A 19,833-nucleotide genomic window follows, 5' to 3' on the forward strand; every position below is an offset into this window, starting at 1 on the left:
AACCTTTCGATCACCCACCCCAAGTTACAGGAGGCCGCCATGGACATCGCGCAGCAGGAAAAAAATACGAGAACGATCGGAATGGTCGCGCTGCTGGCTGCAGGGCTCTGGACGCTTTATGCGCTTCTGTTCTGGAAAACCACCGAACTGCCCGGACCGATCGTCTTCCAGCCCGACCTCACTCCGGCCACGATCGGGACCAAGCTGGCCCCATTCCTCGTGATTGCCGTCCTGATCGAGCGGACAATCCAGGTGTTCTTTGGTCTCTGGATCGAACCCGAAGAGCATGCCCTCGACATGCAGGCGGAACGGGCGCGGGTGGCATTGGCCACGCTCGACGCGGAAGACACCGTCGCGAGCCGGAACGCGGCCGCCGCGCTTCTGAAGCACGAGGCGGGTGAACCGGCTGCGCTTCGCCACGCGGCGAAGACCCAGCTTCAGGAAGCGAGCGACAAGGCCGCGGACATCAAGGAGATGAAGACGCGAGTCGCGTTTCTGCTCGGCGGAAGCCTGGGGCTGCTCGTTGCGCTCGCCGGTGCCCGGATGCTGGGGATCATCGTGAAGTTCGGCTCGCCGATTCCGCGCCACTGGATTGCGCTCGACGTCCTGCTCACCGCGGGCTTGCTGGGCGGCGGAGCGGACGGCTTCAATCACCTCACGAGCACGCTGGCGGCGTATCTGGAGACGCTCAAGAAGAAAGCGGAAAGCCGGTAGCCCGGGCCAAGGAGCCGATGGAGGACCGCTAGAGCTGAGCGACTACGTGGTCTGAAAGATCGGCGCCATGGCGCGTAAGGGGTAAGTCCCACCGCCAAGGAAAAATGCAACCTGAGTGGAGGCGTCCCGCGGATCAGCGGGAGCGTCTCCATTCGTTTTATGGATGTAAATCCTCCGGTTTAGTCCATCCAATAGTGGGAATGCTTCTTTGTGCCGCCATCTCCATGATCGTTTTCCACGTGCTCTGGAGTTCCTGCCATGATGCGCCGCCTCCCCCTGGTATTGCTGCTGTGCGTGACGAGCTTCGCCAATTCCTCCAAGGGAGGAGCTCAGCAGCGGAACCGACAGCAGCAGCAACAGCAGCAGAACGGCTCCGGGAGTTCGTCGTCGGGCGATTGCGCCCCACGGACGGATGCGGACGTGGTTCAGTTATGTCACTGGGACTTGCGGCGTCGCCACACGACCGCGTTGTATCCCAAGGAAACGCTGCGCGTGACGGTGCTGGACGCGAATCCGCTCATCTACAGCTATGACCTGACTGGCGAGCAATTTGTCGAGGACCAGAGTGCGCGAGACGCCTTTCGCACCTTGTTCGCGCTTCGGTCAGCTGCCCCCGCTCAGGTGCAGCATCCCACTCTCGCGGCTGCCCGGGAAGCGAGAGAGACGTGCGAGGCGCGCAGGGGAGATCCCACTGCGGATTTCACCTGCTTCGCTGGCGGAATCGAAAGCGCCGCCGAGCTTCTGCTGGCCCTCATTCGCGAAACCGACCTCTTCAACGGTACGACTGCGGAAGAGGGACGTGAGGTCACCAACAGCATTCGCGAAACCCTGAGGGGCGTCGAAAACCCCATTCGTCCGTTCCTGGCATCGGATGCGGCGCTTATCGCAGAGCTGGACGCCCGATTCCAGGCGATCACGTCGCCAACGCCGGACCAGCAGGCGCGCTACAAGGCCGTCCGCGACGCAGCCGGCGGCGTCGTGCGTTTCTGGCACGAGTTGGAGCGACTGTACCTCGGTCCGATTACCCGGGTCTACAATTACAACAGCGGAACTGATGAGCTGATCCGCCTGCGCATACAAAACCGGCTCGGCGACGCTTACACGCCTCTCCGGCCCACATCGACGGAAGGCATCGCGCTCGCCGTGATCAAGCCCGTTGCGCACGGATTCGAGTTCTCCACTGGCCTTGCCTTCGTGTTCGGAGATCGCGCGAACTTCAGCGTCTCGAAGCTGACCGGTGATACGCTGCGAGTGCAGGCCGACACCGTGCACGACCTGTCGGTGCCACCGTCCCTCTTTCTGAGCTATCTGTGGCACCCGGGAGGGACGGTCACGCTGGGCCCCACCTTCGGAGTCGGCGTGAAGGACCTCAGCCAGATCGAGAACTCGACCGACCTCCTGGGGGGAATCACCATCGGCCTGGAATGGTTCCGGCTAACATTCGGAGGTGCGTACGCATCGGAGATCAGCGCAATCCCCGGCCTCGACTCACAGAACCGCACGACCGATCCGAACGTCCTGAGCCGCGCCACTCGACAGCGCGTCTTGCACCCGTTCTTCGCGGTTCACGGCCACTTCTAGCCCACTTGGAACCCGTCGGCCGACACTTCACACCGCCCCCAGCCCCGTGTTCGCGCGGACGTTGAGCTCGCTGTACAGCTGCTCGCCGTCGGCGCGGGCGCGGGTGAGGAGCGAGCCGAGGATCGCGGCGAGGAAGCCGAGCGGCACCGAGACGATCGCCGGGTTGTCGAGCGGGAAGATGGGGGCGGCCTGGATCAGGTGCTTCGTCGCCGCGGTCGGTGCGTCGATCCCCATCACGGCGGGGCTCAGGATGATCAGGATCACCGACGCGAGCAGGCCGACCACCATCCCCGCGACCATGCCGTTGGTGTTGAAGCGGCGCCAGTACAGCGTCAGCAGGATCGCGGGGACGTTGGCGCTCGCCGCGACCGCGAAGGCGAGGCCCACGAGGAAGGCCACGTTCAGCGTCCTGAGCGAGATCGCCAGCACGATCGACAGCGCGCCGATCCCCGCGGCGGCGATGCGGGCCACCAGCACCTGCTCGCGGTCCACCACGGCGCGGCCGCGCTTCACCACGTTGAACCAGATGTCGTGCGCGAACGCCGACGAGCTGGCGATGGTCAGTCCCGCGACGACGGCCAGGATCGTGGCGAACGCGATCGCCGCGACGAAGGAGAGGAACACCTCTCCGCCCAGCTTCTCGGCCAGCAGCGGCGCGGCCAGGTTCTGGTTGGGCACCAGCGCGCCGTCCTTCATCACCCCGATGTTCCCCTTGCCCACCAGCGTAGCGGCGCCGAAGCCGAGGAACGTGGTCATGATGTAGAACGCGCCGATCAGGATCATCGCCCAGACCACCGACTTGCGCGCGGCCTTGCTGTCGGGCACGGTGTAGAAGCGCACCAGGATGTGCGGCAGCCCCGCGGTGCCGAAGATCAGCGCCACCCCCAGCGACATCAGCGAGAGCGCGCCCCACTTCCCGTGGTAGTACAGCCCCGGCTGCGTGAAGTCGCGCGCCACCGGCGCCGCGCCGCCCGGGCAGGCGCCGTCCTTCAGCGTTCCCACCTCGCAGTACTTCCCCGTCACCTTCGCCACCGCGGCGAAGAACTCCGTCAGCGAGAAGCCGAACTTCGCCAGCACCAGGATCGACAGCAGGATGGTGCCGCCCATCAGCAGCGCCGCCTTGATGATCTGCACCCACGTGGTCGCCAGCATCCCCCCGAAGATCACGTACACCAGCATCAGCACGCCCACGATGACGATGGCGGTGCTGAAGCCGATCTGCGGGATCAGCAGCGAGACGATCGATCCCGCGCCCACCATCTGCGCGATCATGTAGACCAGCGAGACGACGAGCGTGCTGATGGCGGCGACGGTGCGCACCGCGGGCTGGCGGAAGCGGAAGGCCAGCACGTCGGCCATCGTGTACCGCCCCGTGTTGCGGAGCGGCTCGGCCACCAGGAGCAGGACCGTGAGATAGGCGACCAGCCAGCCGACCGAGTACATGAACCCGTCGTAGCCGTAGAACGCGATCAGCCCCGCGATCCCCAGGAACGACGCGGCCGACATGTAGTCGCCCGCCACCGCCCACCCGTTCTGGAAGCCGGTGATGCTGCGCCCGGCGCTGTAGAACTCGGCCGTCGTCTTCGTCCGGCGCGACGCCCAGTAGGTGATGACCAGCGTGACGGCGATGAAGCCGATGAACATCACGAGCGCGGTGTTCACGACGGCCTCCCGGTGTGGCGCGACACGATCTCGTGCTCGCGTGCGTCGAAGTCGCGCGCGCGGCGGACGTACATCGCCATCAGCACCCACGCCATCACGAACTGCGACAGCGCGAAGAGATACGCCAGGTTGATCTTGCCGATCACGTCCCGCTCCATCACCCGCGGGAAGTAGCCCACCAGGATGGGAAGGGCGAAGTAGTAGACGACGAAGAACACCGTGGCGGGGATCATGAACCGGCGCTTGGCCGCCACCAGGTCGCGGAACGCGGGCTCCGCCTCGATCGCGGGCCAGTCCAGCGCGGGCTGCGGACGACGGTCGGGCATGGGGTCGGGCATCGCGCGCTCCGGCGAGGGGATCGGCGGCGGTCGGTGCTTCGGGAGGATGGAGATCGGGAACGCATGGTACGCGCCGCGCCCGCGTTTTACAAGCTCACCAGGGATCTCACGCGGAGACGCGGAGACGCAGAGAACTCATCGCCCGGAGGGAGCTCTCCGCGCCTTCGCGTCTCCGCGTGAGATCGACGGACGTATAGGAATCGCCCGGTCAGCGCGTGCGCGGCAGGTTGTACAGGCGCAGCAGCGCGGCTTCGGCCAGGCGGTCGGCGTCGCGCGAGGTGACGGTGTGGTGGTTCACGATCATGCTGAACACCATCGGCTCGCCCGCGGCCGTGGTCATGTAGCCGCTGAGCGAGCGCACGTTGCTGACCGTGCCCGTCTTCGCGTGGACGTTGCCCTGCAGCGGCGTCCCCTTCATCCGCCCCGCCAGCGTTCCGTCCACTCCGGCTACGGGGAGGGCGTCGTAGAAGGTCTGGAAGTTGGGGCTGCGGCGCATGTGCTCCAGGATGCCGATCAGGAACCACGGCGCCACCAGGTTGTAGCGCGAGAGCCCCGACCCGTCCGCCTGCGCCAGGCGCCGCGGCGGGAGACCCCACGCCCGCGTGGCGCTGTCCACCGCGGCGATCCCCGCGCTCGCCGTGCCCTGCCCGCGCAGCACGCGGCCCTCCGTCTTCAGCAGCAGCTCGCCGATCTGGTTCTGGCTGGGCTTCAGAAATCCGTGCAGGATCTCGCTGAGCGGCGGCGACGTCTGCGTGAACAGCGTCTGGCGCGAAGACGGCCGCATCGCCGGCGCCAGCTCGTCCTGGTCCACCGCCGCGCCGCCGACCGCGATGCCGGAGGCGATCAGCGTCTCCCGCAGCACGGTGGAGAAGTACGCAGTGTTGTTGCGGATGGCGACGAGCGTTCGCACTGCCGGCGTGTCCGCGGGGATCTCGCCGGAGATGACGATGCCGGGGCCGGTGTCCTGCCGCGTCACCTCGATCTGCTCCATCGCGCCGGGGGCGGCGGTGCGCGCGGCCACCGTCGCGGGGATGTACGCCGTCGCCGGGTCGAGCGTGACGACGGGTGCCGTGCCCGGTGCCGCGCCGCGGGCGACCGTGACGCCGGCGACGCCGAGGTTGAACTCCAGCCCGCCGATCTCGGCCGAGTAGTCGTCATTCATGTCGTCCCACGCCCAGCCGCGGCCGTACGGCACGTCGTCGAACACGTCGTCGTCGCCGATCACGCGGCCGGTGATGCGGCGGACGCCGTGCGCGCGCAGCGAGTCCGCCCACGCGCGGAACACGGCGCGCGCGTCGCCGCCGTGGAAGTCGGCGGCGATGGTCGGATCCCCGCTGCCGACCACCACCAGGTCGCCGCGCAGCTCGCCGTTCGCGACCGGGCCCGTGGCGGCGACCACGGTGCGGTAGCGGAAGTCGGGCCCCAGCGTCTCCAGCGCCGTGCTCCCCGTCACCAGCTTCATGTTGCTTGCGGGGACGAACATCTTCCCGCCGTTGCGCTCGTACAGCGTGGCGCCCGTCTCCAGCGACTTCACCACCACGCCCCAGTTGGCGCCCGCGAAGGTGGTGTCGCCGAAGATGGAGTCCAGCGCCGCCGCGAATCCCGTCCGCGCGGGGACGGGCGCCGGCGCCGGGGCGGGCGGAGGCGTGCTCGCCGCCGCGGCCGCGCACGACGCGAGCGCGGGGGCGAACAGCAGGGTGGAGATGCGCTTCGGGAGATGCATCGTCATGGGGCGGCCGGGGTCCAGGGGCGCGCGAGCCGGGCCTCGAGGCGCTGCTTCACCCCGGGCCATTCGTCGTCGAGAATGCTGTAGTACACGGTATCGCGGAAGCGGCCGTCGTCCGTGGCCATGTGGCGGCGCAGGATGCCCTCCTGCACTCCGCCAATGCGGGCGATGGCGTTGCGGCTGCGCTCGTTCAGCGCGTCGGTGCGCAGCTCCACGCGCACGCAGCCCAGCGATTCGAAGGCGTGGCGGAGCATGAGATACTTCGCCTCGGTGTTCGCCGGCGTTCGCTGCCAGGGCCGCGCCAGCCAGGTGTAGCCGATCTCCACACGCCGGTGCCGCGGCTCCACGTTGTGGTAGCGCGTGCTCCCGATCACCCGCCCCGACGCCGCGTCCAGCGTGGCGAACGGAAGCGCGGCGCCCTCCTCCTCCGCGTCCAGCGCCGCCTGCACGTAGCGGCGCATGTCCTCCTCGGAGCGTGGATGGCTGAGCGTCCACCGCCAGATGTCGTCGTCGTCCGCCACCGCCCAGAGCGCGGGAACGTGCTCGATCGTGAGCGGCACCAGGCGCACGTGGCGGCCCTCGAGCGTGATGGGCGAGATCAGCATCCGGTGCGAATCTGGGTGAGTGCGAGGCGCGAGCGTGACATCCTACGCACCATTGCAGTGGCGCACTAGCATCCGCGCCGGATCGGGCCGTCCTGATGGCTCACGCGGAGACGCGGAGACGCAGAGAACTCACCGCTCGAACGGAGTTCTCTGCGTCTCCGCGTGAGATTCAGCTGTCGCGGACCTCGCTCATCAGCGCGGCCATGTTCCCCTCGCTGTCGCGGAAGAAGGCCATCCACAGCTCGTGGTCCGGCATCCGCGCGAGCAGGTGCGGCTCGCCCTCCACCTGCGCGCCGGCGGTGCGGATCGACTCGAACGCGGCGCGGATGTCCGGCACCTTGTAGTAGAGGATGGAGGAAGGGTGGTCGTGCTCCGGCTTCTCCGGTTTCGCCAGATACAGACGCACGGAGCCGGCCTGGAAGAACGCCGCGTTGGGGATCTCGAACAGCAGCGGCAGCCCCAGTACGTCGCGGTAGAATCCGATCGCCCGCTGCACGTCGTGGACGTTGACGGCGATCTGCCCCACGTCCGTGATCCCGATCCCCATGCCGCTCATCTCCACCTCCGCGTGAGAAGCCCCATCTCCATCATCTTCCTTGATTATTTAGTTTGACTAACTAAATTGTCAAGCATGATGATTGGAGACTCGGATCGGGAGCGGGTCGAGCGCGTGGCGGACCGGCTGCACTCCGCCAGCATCCACCTGCTGCGCCGCGTCCGCCGCCAGGACGACGAGAGCGGGGTGACGGCGCCGCATCTCTCCGCGCTGTCCGTGCTCGTGTTCGGCGGCGCGCGGACGCTGGGCGAGCTGGCCGCGGCGGAGCAGGTGACGCCGCCGTCGATGACGCGCATCGTCCGCAACCTGGAGGCGGACGGCCTGGTCGAGCGCGAGACCGACGCTGCCGACCGCCGCATCGCCCGCGTCCGCGCCACGGACAAGGGCCGCCGCATCCTCGCCGACGCCCGCACCCGCCGCATCACCGACCTCGCCGCCCGCCTCGCCGCGCTCCCCGATACGGATCTCCAGACCTTGGAGCGTGCGGCGGAGATCATTGAAGCGGCGCTGAGATAGGACCGCTCGGACTGGCATCGGTGCGAGACGGGGTTCCGGTTTGCGCCCACGGCTGTTGCAGGTGAACCCTCGCGCAGTTTGCGAGGCTTTCCGTTGTTGTTGCTGCGGCGCTGCGGCTTCAGCCGCCCTTGGCCCCTTCGCCACCCCGCCGAATCTCCATCTCCTCCACCGTTCGCCGCACCGCCGCCGCATCCCGCCGCAAAATCCCCGCAGGTCGCTGCCGGTCCGCAACATCCGCCGGAGCATCGTCGTTCCATCTGCGACCAGCGCGGGAGATGCCCGCGGCGCCGGAGACGGCGCAGGTTCCCGATCCACCCAAGATGGAGCGAGCGAGGCGACGATGAAGAAGAATGCCGTGATGGCGATGATCCTGGTGGCGGCCGCCGGTTGCGCCGACGCGTCGCAGTCCCCCGTGGCCGTGGCCGCGCAGCCCAGCGCCAGCGCGTGGCGCGTGAACCTGAAGCAGGCGCGGCAGGAGCTGCTGGCCGCCGACGCCGCCCGCGAGCAGGCCACCGCCGCCGACGTGGTGAACGGGTACACCAGCTGGATGACCGAGGACGGCGAGTTCCTTCCCTCGCGCGTGGACGTGCTGGTCGGCATCCCCGCCGCGCGCGACTACCTGCAGACCGCGGTGCTCATCGGCTCCATGCGGTGGACCACCATCCGCGCCGACGTGTCGGCCGACGGCAGCGCGGGCTACACCATCGGCTACGGCACCACCACGCGGCGCGACAACGGCGCCACCGTCTACCTGCGCCTCATCTCGTACTGGGTGAAGCAGGCGGACGGGTCGTGGAAGGTGAAGGCCAGCACCCCGGCGCTCTACACCGTCCCCGCGGCGGGCGAGGTCCCCGCCGGCTTCGGCACCCCCACCGACAACGGCGTGCAGGGCGCCGCCGCGTCGGCGGCCACGGTGGACGACGTGCTGCAGGCCGACCGCGACTTCGCGGCGATGTCGGTGGCGCAGAACGCGAAGACCGCGTTCGTGACCTTCGCCGCGCCCACGGCCATCGCCGTGGCGACGCCGGACTACGGCCCCGAGGCCATCGGCGCGGGCTTCGGCGACGGCGGCGGCTTCGTGCTGAGCTGGGGCCCGGTGGCGGGCGGCATCGCCGGCAGCGGCGACCTGGGCTACACCATCGGCTACGCGAAGACGCAGCTGCTGAACCCCGACGGCTCGCCCGCCGGCGCCAGCTTCAGCAAGTACATCACCATCTGGCAGCGCCAGCCGAACGGCGCCTGGAAGTACGTGGCCGACGGCGGCACCTCGCGCGCTCCCGGCACGCACTGACCCGCGGGCTCGCACCCCGGCGGAAGGTGCTCGGGCGCCCGGCCCCCAAAGGCCGGGCGTCCGTCTTTCCATCCCGCGCCCGAAACCGGACCCCCCGTCCGCCCGTACCACTCTCCCGCGCGGCGCTGATGCTTGCGCAAACGATGCGGCGGCGCGTATTTGAGAGCGACCCTCCGCCCCGAACCCCTCCGGAACGAGAGACGCCCCATGGGCCTCTGGGACTTCGTCAAGACCGAGCTGATCGACATCATCCAGTGGCTGGACGACACCGGCGACACCATGGTGCACCGGTTCGACGGCCACGACAACGAGATCAAGAACGGCGCGCAGCTCATCGTCCGCCCCGGCCAGGCCGCGGTGTTCGTGAACCAGGGGCAGGTGGCCGACGTCTTCGGCCCCGGCCGCCACGAGCTGCGCACCGAGAACCTGCCGATCCTGTCGACGATCCTCGGGTGGAAGTACGGGTTCAACTCGCCCTTCAAGGCCGAGGTCTTCTTCGTCGCCACCAAGCAGTTCACCGACCAGAAGTGGGGCACCAAGGCGCCCATCATGCTGCGCGACCCCGAGTTCGGGCCGGTGCGGCTGCGCGCCTTCGGCACCTACGTGGTGCGCGTGGTCGAGCCCGCCAAGTTCATCGCGCAGATCGTGGGCACCAACGGCGTCTTCACCACCGGCGACATCGGCGAGCAGCTGCGCTCGCTGGTCACCTCGCGCTTCATCGACGCGCTGGGCGAGGCGAAGATCCCCATGCTGGACCTGGCCAGCCGCTACGACGAGATCGGCGGGCTGATCCGCGAGAAGATGGTGCCGGACTTCGCGGCCTGGGGATTGGAGCTCACGCAGTTCCTGATCGAGAGCATCGCCCTTCCGGAAGAGGTGGAGAAGGCGCTCGACCGCCGCAGCAGCATGGGGGTGATCGGCGACCTGGGCGCGTACACGCAGTTCCAGACCGCCGAGTCCATCCCGCTGGCCGCGCAGAACCCGGGTGGCACCGCCGGCGCGGGGATGGGCATGGGGATGGGCTTCGCGATGGCGCAGCAGATGGCCAACGCCATGGGCCAGGGCGGCGCGCAGCCACAGGCCGCCGGCGGGCCGCCGCCGCTCCCGCAGCAGGGCGCGTACTTCGTCGCGGTGAACGGCCAGCAGAGCGGACCGCACGGCCTCGACGCGCTCCGCCAGCAGGCCGGCTCCGGCGCCCTGACCCGCGAGACGCTGGTGTGGAAGCAGGGGATGGCCGCGTGGTCCCCCGCCGGCCAGGTGGACGAGCTGTCGCAGCTCTTCGGCGCCGTCCCCCCGCCGCTGCCGCCGCAGTAAAGCAATTTCCTCGCAGGACCATGCACGCGTGGCCTCGCTCCCATCCCGGAGCGGGGCCGCGTTCAGTTGGGAAATGCCCGGGTCGGGTCCGTCCCACGGTGGATCGTGATGGAACCTTTCACCCGAGGAGGATCGGATGGCGCGAACCGTCTATGAGGTCTACCCCAGCGGTGACCGATGGGGCGTCAAGAAGCGAGGCGCGGAGCGGGCAGACAGCCTGTGGGACAGGAAGTCCGATGCGATCGATCGCGGAGTGGAGCTGGCAAAGGCGAACCAGCCGAGCCAGCTCATCATCAGGCGCCGCGACGGCACCATCGAGGACGAGCGCACCTACGGACAGGATCCGTACCCTCCCCCGGGCTGACGAACGAGGCGGCCCCGTCCAATCGCTGGACGGGGCCGCTTCTTTCACGCGAGCGAATTCATTCAGTCACTGCGCGCGGCACCCTTCGCGTCACACGCCTGCGAGCTCGCCCGTTCCCGCGAACACCTGCGCGTGGTCGCGCGCGAACTGGTCGAAGGTGATGGGCTCCTTCTTCGCCACGGTCCGGACGGTGTCCACCACCTCCTCCGTCCACCCGGCGTTGATGATGCCGAACAGGGCGATCAGGTCGTCGGCGTACCAGTCCGGGATCCCCGCCTCGATCATCCCGCTCCGCGCCGCCTCCGCCGGCACCTCCACGTAGCCGACCGAATTCCCGATCACCGCCGAGATCCGCTCCGCCGCCTGGCCGTAGGTGATCGCCTCCGGCCCGGTGACGACGTACGTCTTCCCCTCGTGCCCCTCCTCCGTCAGCGCCGCCACCGCCACCGACGCGATGTCGCGCGCATCCACGAACGACGTGCGCCCCCGCACCGGCGCGTAGATCGCCCCCTGCGCCTGGATGGTCCCCGCCGACCCCAGGAAGTTCTGCATGAAGAAGGTCGGCTGCAGCAGCGTGAAGGGAATCCCCGAGCCCGCCAGCACCTTCTCGACCTCGCGGTGCCAGCGCGCCAGGATCACCGGCGACTCCTCGTCCGCGCCCAGGACGGAGAGCTTCACCACGCGCTTCACCCCCGCGCGCTTCGCCGCCTCGATCGCGTTCACCTCCATCGCCACCTGCTCGCGGTCCGTCGGCGCCAGCAGGAAGAGCCGGTCCGCGCCCGCGAGCGCCGCGTCCAGCGACGCCGCGTCGGTCAGGTCGCCGCGCGCGATCTCCACCCCGGCGGGGAACAGCGCCCGCGCCTTCTCCGGCGAGCGCGCCAGCACCCGCACCGCCTCGCCCTTCGCGGCCAGCTGCCTCGCCACCTCGCTCCCCACCTTCCCCGTGGCCCCCGTCACCAGGATCATCCGCCCCTCCATTCGTCGCCGTGGATGCTGCGCCCGGCGCGAACCCTTCCGCCGGCGCGTGGCGAATGGTTATACTGCAAGGTGCGGGTGAGCAAGTAAGCACCCGATCGTTCTATACCCACCATCTGGTAACCATGGGATCGACCGACGCACGCGGGAACGTGTGCAGCGAGATGTGCGGCTCGCGCCAGGTGCTGGACCTGATCGCCGACAAGTGGGCGGTGATCGTGATCTATGTGCTGTCCGGCGGTACCCGCCGCTTCGGAGAGCTGCAGCGCGGCGTGGAGGGCGTGTCGCAGAAGATGCTGACGCAGACGCTGCGCGGGCTGGAGCGCGACGGGCTGGTGGAGCGGAAGGTCTTCGCCGTCATCCCCCCGCGCGTGGAGTATTCGCTAAGCCCGCTGGGCGAGACGCTGGTGGAGCCGCTCTCGGCCCTCTGCCGCTGGGCCGAGGAGCACTACTGGGAGGTGGAGCGCGCCCGCGCGGGCCGGACGGAAGCCGCCACCGCATGAGCCACGTTCATCCGATGCCGGTGTATCATCCCTCCGGAGCCGCGCGGCGGGAGGGCGATCCGCCCCCGCCGCCGCGCCGGGAAGACGGCGGCCGGGAGACGGAGCGCGAGGAAGGCGTCGCGCTGGCCGAGCGGCCGAAGACGAAGAAGCCGTCGCTGTACCGCGTGCTTCTGCACAACGACGACTACACGACCATGGAGTTCGTGGTCGAGATGCTGACGCGCTTCTTCGACCTGACGGCGACCGACGCCACCCGCGTGATGCTGCAGGTGCACCACCTGGGCGTGGGCGTGGCCGGCACCTTCACGCGCGACGAGGCCGAGACCCGCATCGAGCGCGTGACCGCCGAGGCCGAGGCCGCCGGGTTTCCGCTCCTGCTTACGATGGAGCCGGAATAATTCCTACAGACCGGCTCGTTTCCGGACCGTATTGTACCTGACCTGCAAACGATGTCGAGCCCCGCGCTACGCCCCGAGCTGGAAATCAGCCTGCACCTGGCCGTCCTGGAGGCGGCCCGCCGCGGGCACGCCTACGCCGGCCTGGAGCACCTGCTCTTCGCGCTTCTCCACGACGAGTCCACCGCCGCCGCCGTCTCCGCGGCGGGCGCCGACGTGGAGCGGCTGAAGCGGCGCGTCGACGGCTTCCTCGCCGAACAGGTGAAGGCCGCGCACGACGCCCCGCAGGACTCCGCCACCCCCACGCTCGCCTTCCGCCGCGTGGTGCAGCAGGCCGCGCTGCACGTGCTCCGCTCGGGCCGCGACGAGGTCACCGGCACCAACGTGCTGGTCGCCCTCTTCGCCGAGGACGAGTCCTTCGCCGTGCACTTCCTGCAGGAGGAAGGCGTCGACCGGCTGGCCATGATGCGCGCCGCCGCGCACGGCCCCGGCCGCCCCTCCACCGGCATCGCCCGCCGCGTCGAGGTCGGCGCGGACGACGAGGTGGCCGAGGAAGACGAGGAGCGCAGCGAGCCCGGCGAGGCGCTGAAGCGCTTCACCCTCTCCCTCACCCGCCAGGCCGCGGAGGGGAAGCTCGACCCGCTGATCGGCAGGGAGAAGGAGATCGGCCGCGCCATCCACGTCCTGGCCCGCCGCCGCAAGAACAACCCGCTCTTCGTCGGCGACCCCGGCGTTGGCAAGACGGCGCTCGCGGAGGGGCTCGCGCTGAAGATCCACGGCGGCGACGTGCCCTCCATCCTGCGCCGCGCCGAGATCTACGCGCTGGACATGGGCGCCCTCCTCGCCGGCACGCGCTACCGCGGCGACTTCGAGGAGCGGCTGAAGGGCGTGCTGGCCGAGCTGCAGGAGCGCGAGGGCGCCATCCTCTTCATCGACGAGATCCACACCATCGTCGGCGCGGGAAGCACCTCGGGCGGCAGCATGGACGCATCCAACCTGCTGAAGCCCGCGCTGGCCGCGGGGCTGCGCTGCATCGGGTCGACCACGTACGAGGAGCACCGCTCGCACTTCGAGAAGGACCGCGCCCTCGCCCGCCGCTTCCAGAAGATCGACGTCCCCGAGCCCTCGGCCGAGGAGACGGTGCGCATCCTGGACGGGCTCCGCGGCCGCTACGAGGAGTTCCACCGCGTCCGCTACACGCCCGAGTCCGTCCGCGCCGCCGCCGAGCTGTCCGCGCGCTACCTGCACGACCGCCGGCTGCCGGACAAGGCCATCGACGTCCTCGACGAGGCAGGCGCCGACGTCCGGCTCTCCACGACGGACGAGGGCGATAACTGGCCGTCCGTGGGCGAGGAGGTGGTGGAGCGCATCCTGGCCTCCATGGCGCAGATCCCCCCCAAGACCGTGGCGGGGAGCGACCGCGAGCGGCTGCGGACGCTGGAGGCGGAGCTGAAGCGCCGCGTCTTCGGGCAGGACGCCGCGCTGGAGCAGCTGGCCGCCGCCATCAAGCTTTCCCGCGCGGGGCTCCGCGAGCCGCGCAAGCCGATCGGCTCCTTCCTCTTCACCGGGCCCACGGGGGTGGGGAAGACGGAGGTCGCCCGCTCGCTGGCCGAGGTGATGGGGATCGAGCTGATCCGCTTCGACATGAGCGAGTACATGGAGCGCCACACCGTCTCGCGGCTGATCGGCGCGCCACCGGGATACGTGGGCTTCGACCAGGCCGGGCTCCTCACCGACGCCGTCACCCGCACCCCGCACGCCGTCCTTCTGCTCGACGAGGTGGAGAAGGCGCACCCCGACGTCTTCAACCTGCTGCTGCAGGTGATGGACTACGGGAAGCTGACCGACAACAACGGAAAGCACGCCGACTTCCGCAACGTGGTCCTGGTGATGACCAGCAACGTGGGTGCCGAGGAGCTCTCGCGCCGCCGCGCCGGCTTCACCCCCGGCACCACGGGTGGGGATGACGAGCGGGCGTTCGAGCGCACCTTCCCCCCCGAGTTCCGCAACCGGCTGGACGCCCGCATCGCCTTCGCCCCGCTGTCGCTGCCGGTGATGGAGCGCATCGTCGACCGCCTGGTCGGCGAGACGAGTGACCGGCTGGCCGCCCGGAGCGTCAATCTGATACTGGGCGAGGGAGCACGGGCCTGGCTGGCCGAGCGGGGACTGGATCCGCTGATGGGTGCCCGCCCGCTCGCGCGCCTGATCCAGGACCAGATCCTGCGCCCCCTCGGCGACGAGATCCTCTTCGGCAGCCTCGAGCACGGGGGGACGGTTACGGTGAAGGTGGAGGAGGGCCGCCTTGTGCTCCGCTCCCAGCCCCGCCGCGTGGACATAGTTGCCGGAAGCGGCGAAGAAGTGTAGACTGGTCTCGGTCGCGGTGAGGCCGCAGAGGATCGCTGCCGGATCGATACCAGAATAGTGCAGGAGTGCTCGATTGTTCGGAGGTGTGGCGGAAACGGCACCGTTCCTGCTACTCCTGGCCGGAGCAGACGCACGAAAATGTTGGCGTTTTGCCCACCGGTCGCATATAGTATACAGAAAGTGCACAGAACCGGTCCGCATTTGGCATCGACTGACCCGAGGAGACGATAGATGAAGGCCACCCGTACCCGCAGCGCGCAACCCCGCGCGCCCCGCCGCTGGCGCACCCCGCCCCCGCTCATCCGCGGTTCCGCCGAGACCCTCGAGGGGATGGAGATCCTCCGCGAAGTTCCGGGCGAAACCGGCGTGCTGCTCTGGCAGGCGTACCGGAACGTGATGTTCTGGGCCACCGCCGAGCCGCAGGAGCGCGGCAAGCTCTTCGCGGCGGACGCGGGCCAGCGCCGGCTGGAGGACCTCCTCTCGGCCGACGTTCCCAGCGGGATCGTGGACGCCCTGGTCGCGGTGGGCCGCCTCCTCGGTGCCCCCGAGGCCACGAACGGCGACACGCTCGCCGAAGCGTGCCGCACCATCGCCGAATGGGCCGAGCAGCAGGGCTACGACGCCACCTCGCTCGCCTTCACCCAGACCGCTGCCCTCGGCGCCCCGCGCAGCGCGACGCTCGCGCTGGCCGTGGGGCAGCAGGCCCGCCAGCGCGGCGAGATGCCCCGTGCCGAGACCTGGTTCCGCCACGCCATCATGATCGCCCGGCAGATCGGCGACTGGGACTCGTATGGGCGCGCGTACCTGGCGCTCGGCAACATGGCGCGCGACCGCGGCAACTTCCCCATGGCTCAGCGGATGCACATCAAGGCGCTGCGCTCTGGGAAGCGAAAGGGTATCGCGCAGATCGTCGGCCGAGCTTCGCACGATCTGTTCGTGATCGCCACAGAAACCGGTCGTACCGAGCAGGCCGAGCACTTTGCACGGCAGGCGTTCCGGGCTTACGGTCCTGACCACCAACGGCTTCCGGCGCTGGCGCACGACATTGCGTACTCGTGGATGAACCAGGGCTACTTCGCGCGCGCGCTGCAGGTGTTCGAGGCGCTGCTTCCGCTCTTCTCGGACATGCAGCACCAACTGATGGTCCGCGCGAACATCATCCGCTCCGCAGGTGGGTCCGGGGACCGCGAGAGGTTCCGCAAGACGTGGAATGAAGCGATGAAGCTCACCCGTGAGGCCGCGGCGATTCCCGTTCTGGCTGACTCGCTGCTCGAGATGGCGCGCGGCGCGGCGAGCATGGGTGAGTGGGATCGCGCCGAGCAGGTCGCGGAGCGTGCACTCGACGTGGCGACGGAGCGTAATGAGCCGACCGTGCTCGTGCGCGGTGAAGGGATCCTGGAGTCGATCCGGAACGGGCGCTCGGTCGAGAAGGCGGTTGCCGCGCGTGCCGGCCGGGGAGCGGACCAGGCTGACTCGCTGGCGCACGAGATGGTGCGTTCGCTCGAGTCATACGCCGGTGTCTGAGTTGAGTTGAATACGAATGGCCGGCCGGGGTTGGACACCCCGGCCGGCCATTTGCTTGCTATCGACAGAGCGGTTACGATCCGCTACCCATCATGCCGCTGTTGTTGGTGCTGGCGCAGACTTCGGTGGTGGTGCCGTCCGGGTTGAGAACGGTAACCTTCACGCAGGCGGCTTCGTCGGCGTGAGGGCGGGCGGGGGGCTCGACCGGAGCGGTGATCGTCTGGCTGCCGCAGGCGGCGAGCACGGAAACGGCAGCGCAGGCCAGGAGGAACCGGGCGGTCTTCATGGGTGTTCCAGTTTGTGGGGGGAGAACCTCGAGTTGACGGACGTAGACAGCGTCCACGCGCGGTGAATGATGGCGACATCGCCGCCCGCGCGCCCATCCTCCTTTCCCCTCACACCGTATAATTCACGCCACCCATGGTCACCAGCCCGCGGCCGCTCATCGTGATGCACTCGAATGGTGCGTTCCGGGAGCACGTCCGGCGGTACACGAGCGCGACATTCGACTGCAGTTTTCTTGCCGACTGGGAGTCGCTGCGCGCCGCGCTGCCGGACGCGCCGCCCGCGGCGCTGCTGCTGGTGGACCCGTACTCGTCGGGGAGCAAGGACGGGCTGCAGCTCGCGCAGGAGCTGCGGGCGCTGCTGTGGGAGTTCCCCTCGGCCACGGTGGTGGCGGCCATGGAGCTGCGGCCGGGGCGCTCGCACGACGTGCGTACGCTGGGCGAGTGGGGCGTCACCGACATCATCTCCATCGGCGAGGAGGACACGCAGGAGGCGATCACGCGGCGGCTGCGGTCGGCGCAGGGGCGGCCGCTGCAGAACCTGCTGCAGCGCTGCCTGCCGCAGGCGATGTCCGGCCGGGCGCGGACGCTGTTGATGACGGCGGCCGAGGTGGTGTCGATGGGGGGGCGGGGGCGGGACCTGGCCAAGGCGATGCACCTCTCCGAACGCACCGTGCTGCGCTGGTCCGAGCGCGCCGCGCTGCCGCCGCCGCGGCGGCTGATGGCGTGGATGCGCATCCTGCTGGCCGCGTCGCTGCTGGACGACCCCGGACGCACGGTGCTGAGCGTGGCCTACGCGTGCGGCTACTCGTCGGACAGCAGCCTGCGGCGCGCGATGCAGGACTTCCTGGGCACGGTGCCCACCGTGCTGCGCCGCGAGGGCGCGTTCTCGGCCGCCGCGCGGCGGTTCCTGGACGAGCTGGCGGAGGTGAAGAACTGGGGGAAGGAAACCTGGAAGCAGAAGGCGTTCGACGAGGGCCGGCGAACCCGGCGGAAGGCCAGGCGGAAGCCGCGGGGCTGAGCGAGGGCGCTCGGCCCCGCGTCCGTTTCAGCCGGTCCGTCCACCGCCAGAATCTCCAAGAAAGTCGCAAAAGAGTCGCATACCGAACGGGAGCGCCGGGCTGTCCACGGAGGCCGCGAGTGGAAAATGGTGTCGGGGGATGTGTCGTGCGCGCGCGACAGGTGTGGTGCGCGCGGGCGCGGATGCGTGAGGGATGCGCGCCCGAAGGGCCGGGAACCCGACGCGCGTGCGGGGACGGTCGGGGGGATCGGGAAGATGCCCGGCGCGGCGGGGGCCTGGCGCGGTTGGCAACGGTCGTATCGTTGCCTACCGCGCGCGCAGCCGGCCCGGAGCGCAGCGGAGGGACACGCCCACACCCGCGTTCCGTCGTTCCGCCGTTCTACCGCCGTTCGGAGACGACGAGCGGGCGGGCGGGGTCCCAGTCGAAGAGGCGGAGCGACCAGCCGCCGCCCTCGACGGCAAGGGCGCCGAGCCAGCCGGGGCCGGGGTCCAGCTCGCGCAGCGTCCAGCGCGCGGCCTCGTCCGGGGTGCCGCGGGTGCAGAGCAGGTGCGCGGGCTCGCCGGGGCGCAGGGTGACGTCGAAGCGGTCGAGCGGCATGGTGAGCCCCTCGCCGATGGCCTTGATGTACGCTTCCTTGCGCGTCCAGCAGGTGAAGAAGGCCAGGTCGCGCGCCTCGTCGGGGATGGAGTCGTAGACCTGGTTCTCGGGGACGGAGAAGAAGCGGCGGGCCACGGCGTCGCGGTCGCCGACGGGGAGGACGGCCTCCAGGTCCACGCCCAGCTCGCGGCCGAGGGCAAGGGCGATCAGCAGCCCGTCGCCGGAGTTGGAGACGTTGAAGCGCAGGCCGCCCGCCGCCTCGGGGCCGTCGAGCGCGGGCTTGCCGTGCTCGGCCAGGCGGTAGCGGAGCGCGGCCGGGTCGGCGCCCAGATAGCGCGCCAGCACCTGCCGCTGGATGCCGCGCCCGGCGATGAAGCGGTCGCGGTGCACCTCGAAGCGGAAGCGCGCGGCGCGCTCGCGCTCGTCGGCGGAGAGTACGGCGTGGTACCGCGCCAGCTCGTCCGGCGTCGCGGCGAGGGAGGCGCGCCAGACGTGCACCTCGTCGGCGGCGAGCGCGGGGCGCGGCGGCGCCGGCTCCCAGGCCGGCTCAGGCATGCACCACCAGCCGGGCCAGCACCCCGCGCAGCTCCAGGTTCAGCTCGCGGAGGAACTTCTCCCGCTCGCCCACGATGAAGAAGTGGTCGCCGCCGATCATGCGGAGCTGGAAGGCGGCGCTGGTCTGCTCGCGCCAGGGCTCCACCTGGTGCGGCGGCACCTCCAGGTCCCGCACGCCGCCGTACGCGGAGAGCGGGACGGCCAGCGGCGCCTCGGGGGTGTAGCGGTAGGTCTCGCCGAGCGAGAAGTCGGCGCGGAGCATGGGGACGATCAGCTCCATGATCTCCGGGTTCTGCAGCACCTCTTCGGGCGTGCCGTTGAAGCGCCGCAGCGCGTCCAGGAACTGGTCGTGCGGGAGCGCGTGCAGCGGCGGGTCGGTGAGCGGCAGCTGCGGCGCCGGGCGCGCGGAAACGAACAGGTGCACCAGCCCGCGCCGTCCCTCGCGGCGGAGCAGGCGCGCCAGCTCGAACGCCATCAGCCCGCCGTTGCTGTGCCCGAACAGCGCAAACGGCCGGTCCATGAACGGCGCCAGCTCGGCGCCCAGCCGCGGCGTCAGCGCGTCGATGTCGCTGAACGCGGGCTCGGAGAGGCGGCTCTCGCGGCCGGGGAGCTGCACGGCCACCAGCTCCACCTCGGGCGGAAGGAGCCGCGCCCACGGCGCGAAGATCGAGGCGCCGCCGCCGGCGAACGGAAAGCAGAACAGCCGCAGCCGCGCGCCGGGGTTGGGGCGCGGGAACACGACCCACGGGCTGGGGCGGTCGGGTCGGGGCGGCGGGGACGAATGGGTCACGGGGCTGGCCGGGCTCGGTGTGGTGCTGGTTCGGTCGAACGGACGAACGGCGGTTTTGGGCGTGTTGGGCGCCGAGACGCCCAAACGGGCTGCGCGCGCCGTAGGGCAGCAAACTACGCTGCCCAACGGCGCCGGGCCCCGCCGCGCCAGGCGGCGG

General features: G+C 69.9%; 20 protein-coding genes. 11 read left to right on the top strand and 9 right to left on the bottom strand.

Annotation, left to right across the window (positions count from 1 at the left end; all coding sequences use genetic code 11):
* Positions 1-39: 39 nt before the first annotated feature.
* Both VLK66_RS10200 and VLK66_RS10205 read left to right on the top strand, forming a co-directional pair.
* Positions 40-714 (top strand): hypothetical protein, encoded by a 675-nt coding sequence (locus tag VLK66_RS10200; protein ID WP_325309300.1) that lies wholly within the window; start codon positions 40-42, stop codon positions 712-714.
* A 258-nt stretch (positions 715-972) separates the two neighbouring features.
* Positions 973-2,295 carry a hypothetical protein gene (locus VLK66_RS10205; RefSeq protein WP_325309301.1) on the top strand — a complete coding sequence of 441 codons (1,323 nt, stop codon included), beginning with the start codon at positions 973-975 and terminating at the stop codon, positions 2,293-2,295.
* A gap of 27 nt (positions 2,296-2,322) precedes the next feature.
* Here VLK66_RS10205 and VLK66_RS10210 read toward each other — a convergent pair whose 3' ends face one another.
* From VLK66_RS10210 to VLK66_RS10230, 5 genes are all read right to left on the bottom strand, one after another.
* A complete protein-coding gene (locus VLK66_RS10210) occupies positions 2,323-3,939 on the bottom strand; it encodes a solute symporter family protein (protein ID WP_414676465.1) in 1,617 nt (538 codons plus the stop codon).
* Positions 3,940-3,953: 14 nt separating this feature from the next.
* On the bottom strand, positions 3,954-4,295 hold the full coding sequence (locus VLK66_RS10215; protein ID WP_325309303.1) for a DUF485 domain-containing protein: 342 nt from the start codon (positions 4,293-4,295) through the stop codon (positions 3,954-3,956).
* Between the two features lie 208 nt (positions 4,296-4,503).
* Positions 4,504-6,024, bottom strand: coding sequence for a D-alanyl-D-alanine carboxypeptidase/D-alanyl-D-alanine endopeptidase (gene dacB, locus VLK66_RS10220; protein ID WP_325309304.1), 1,521 nt, complete (start codon positions 6,022-6,024; stop codon positions 4,504-4,506).
* The gene (locus VLK66_RS10225; RefSeq protein ID WP_325309305.1) at positions 6,021-6,626 is read right to left on the bottom strand and encodes a GNAT family protein; all 606 of its coding nucleotides are present in this window, start codon (positions 6,624-6,626) and stop codon (positions 6,021-6,023) included. Before VLK66_RS10225 ends, dacB begins: the two co-directional genes overlap by 4 nt.
* A gap of 169 nt (positions 6,627-6,795) precedes the next feature.
* Complete coding sequence (locus VLK66_RS10230) at positions 6,796-7,182, bottom strand: VOC family protein (RefSeq protein ID WP_325309306.1); 387 nt, start codon at positions 7,180-7,182, stop codon at positions 6,796-6,798.
* A 75-nt stretch (positions 7,183-7,257) separates the two neighbouring features.
* Here VLK66_RS10230 and VLK66_RS10235 point away from each other — a divergent pair, with 75 nt between their 5' ends.
* The 4 genes from VLK66_RS10235 to VLK66_RS10250 all read left to right on the top strand — a co-directional run bounded on the left by VLK66_RS10235 (position 7,258) and on the right by VLK66_RS10250 (position 10,667).
* Positions 7,258-7,698, top strand: a complete 441-nt coding sequence (locus VLK66_RS10235; RefSeq protein WP_325309307.1) for a MarR family winged helix-turn-helix transcriptional regulator — start codon at positions 7,258-7,260, stop codon at positions 7,696-7,698.
* A gap of 340 nt (positions 7,699-8,038) precedes the next feature.
* Positions 8,039-8,989 (top strand): DUF4440 domain-containing protein, encoded by a 951-nt coding sequence (locus VLK66_RS10240; RefSeq protein WP_325309308.1) that lies wholly within the window; start codon positions 8,039-8,041, stop codon positions 8,987-8,989.
* A 207-nt stretch (positions 8,990-9,196) separates the two neighbouring features.
* Entirely contained in the window at positions 9,197-10,303 is a 1,107-nt protein-coding gene (locus tag VLK66_RS10245) for an SPFH domain-containing protein (protein ID WP_325309309.1), read from the top strand.
* A gap of 136 nt (positions 10,304-10,439) precedes the next feature.
* On the top strand, positions 10,440-10,667 hold the full coding sequence (locus VLK66_RS10250; protein ID WP_325309310.1) for a DUF2188 domain-containing protein: 228 nt from the start codon (positions 10,440-10,442) through the stop codon (positions 10,665-10,667).
* A 90-nt stretch (positions 10,668-10,757) separates the two neighbouring features.
* Here VLK66_RS10250 and VLK66_RS10255 read toward each other — a convergent pair whose 3' ends face one another.
* Positions 10,758-11,633, bottom strand: coding sequence for an SDR family oxidoreductase (locus VLK66_RS10255; protein ID WP_325309311.1), 876 nt, complete (start codon positions 11,631-11,633; stop codon positions 10,758-10,760).
* Positions 11,634-11,767: 134 nt separating this feature from the next.
* Here VLK66_RS10255 and VLK66_RS10260 point away from each other — a divergent pair, with 134 nt between their 5' ends.
* The 4 genes from VLK66_RS10260 (at position 11,768) to VLK66_RS10275 (ending at position 16,428) form a co-directional block, all read left to right on the top strand.
* Positions 11,768-12,145, top strand: coding sequence for a helix-turn-helix domain-containing protein (locus VLK66_RS10260; RefSeq protein WP_325309312.1), 378 nt, complete (start codon positions 11,768-11,770; stop codon positions 12,143-12,145).
* Positions 12,142-12,543, top strand: a complete 402-nt coding sequence (locus VLK66_RS10265) for an ATP-dependent Clp protease adaptor ClpS (RefSeq protein ID WP_325309313.1) — start codon at positions 12,142-12,144, stop codon at positions 12,541-12,543. The genes VLK66_RS10260 and VLK66_RS10265 overlap by 4 nt, the downstream gene beginning before the upstream one ends.
* Before the next feature lie 51 nt (positions 12,544-12,594).
* Positions 12,595-14,904 carry an ATP-dependent Clp protease ATP-binding subunit ClpA gene (gene clpA, locus VLK66_RS10270; RefSeq protein ID WP_325309314.1) on the top strand — a complete coding sequence of 770 codons (2,310 nt, stop codon included), beginning with the start codon at positions 12,595-12,597 and terminating at the stop codon, positions 14,902-14,904.
* 231 nt (positions 14,905-15,135) lie between these two features.
* Positions 15,136-16,428 carry a tetratricopeptide repeat protein gene (locus VLK66_RS10275; protein WP_325309315.1) on the top strand — a complete coding sequence of 431 codons (1,293 nt, stop codon included), beginning with the start codon at positions 15,136-15,138 and terminating at the stop codon, positions 16,426-16,428.
* A gap of 73 nt (positions 16,429-16,501) precedes the next feature.
* On the opposite strand, the gene VLK66_RS10280 is transcribed toward VLK66_RS10275, so the two are convergent.
* Complete coding sequence (locus VLK66_RS10280; protein ID WP_325309316.1) at positions 16,502-16,714, bottom strand: hypothetical protein; 213 nt, start codon at positions 16,712-16,714, stop codon at positions 16,502-16,504.
* Between the two features lie 134 nt (positions 16,715-16,848).
* On the opposite strand from VLK66_RS10280, the gene VLK66_RS10285 reads away from it, so the two are divergent.
* Entirely contained in the window at positions 16,849-17,733 is an 885-nt protein-coding gene (locus tag VLK66_RS10285; RefSeq protein ID WP_325309317.1) for a helix-turn-helix domain-containing protein, read from the top strand.
* A gap of 379 nt (positions 17,734-18,112) precedes the next feature.
* On the opposite strand, the gene VLK66_RS10290 is transcribed toward VLK66_RS10285, so the two are convergent.
* Together VLK66_RS10290 and VLK66_RS10295 are read right to left on the bottom strand one after the other, a co-directional pair.
* The gene (locus VLK66_RS10290; protein WP_325309318.1) at positions 18,113-18,886 is read right to left on the bottom strand and encodes a 4'-phosphopantetheinyl transferase family protein; all 774 of its coding nucleotides are present in this window, start codon (positions 18,884-18,886) and stop codon (positions 18,113-18,115) included.
* A complete protein-coding gene (locus tag VLK66_RS10295) occupies positions 18,879-19,676 on the bottom strand; it encodes a thioesterase II family protein (protein WP_325309319.1) in 798 nt (265 codons plus the stop codon). The genes VLK66_RS10290 and VLK66_RS10295 overlap by 8 nt, the downstream gene beginning before the upstream one ends.
* Positions 19,677-19,833 lie beyond the last annotated feature (157 nt).

Origin of the sequence: Longimicrobium sp. (assembly GCF_035474595.1) — a bacterium.
In the GTDB taxonomy this organism is placed as follows: Bacteria; Gemmatimonadota; Gemmatimonadetes; order Longimicrobiales; family Longimicrobiaceae; genus Longimicrobium.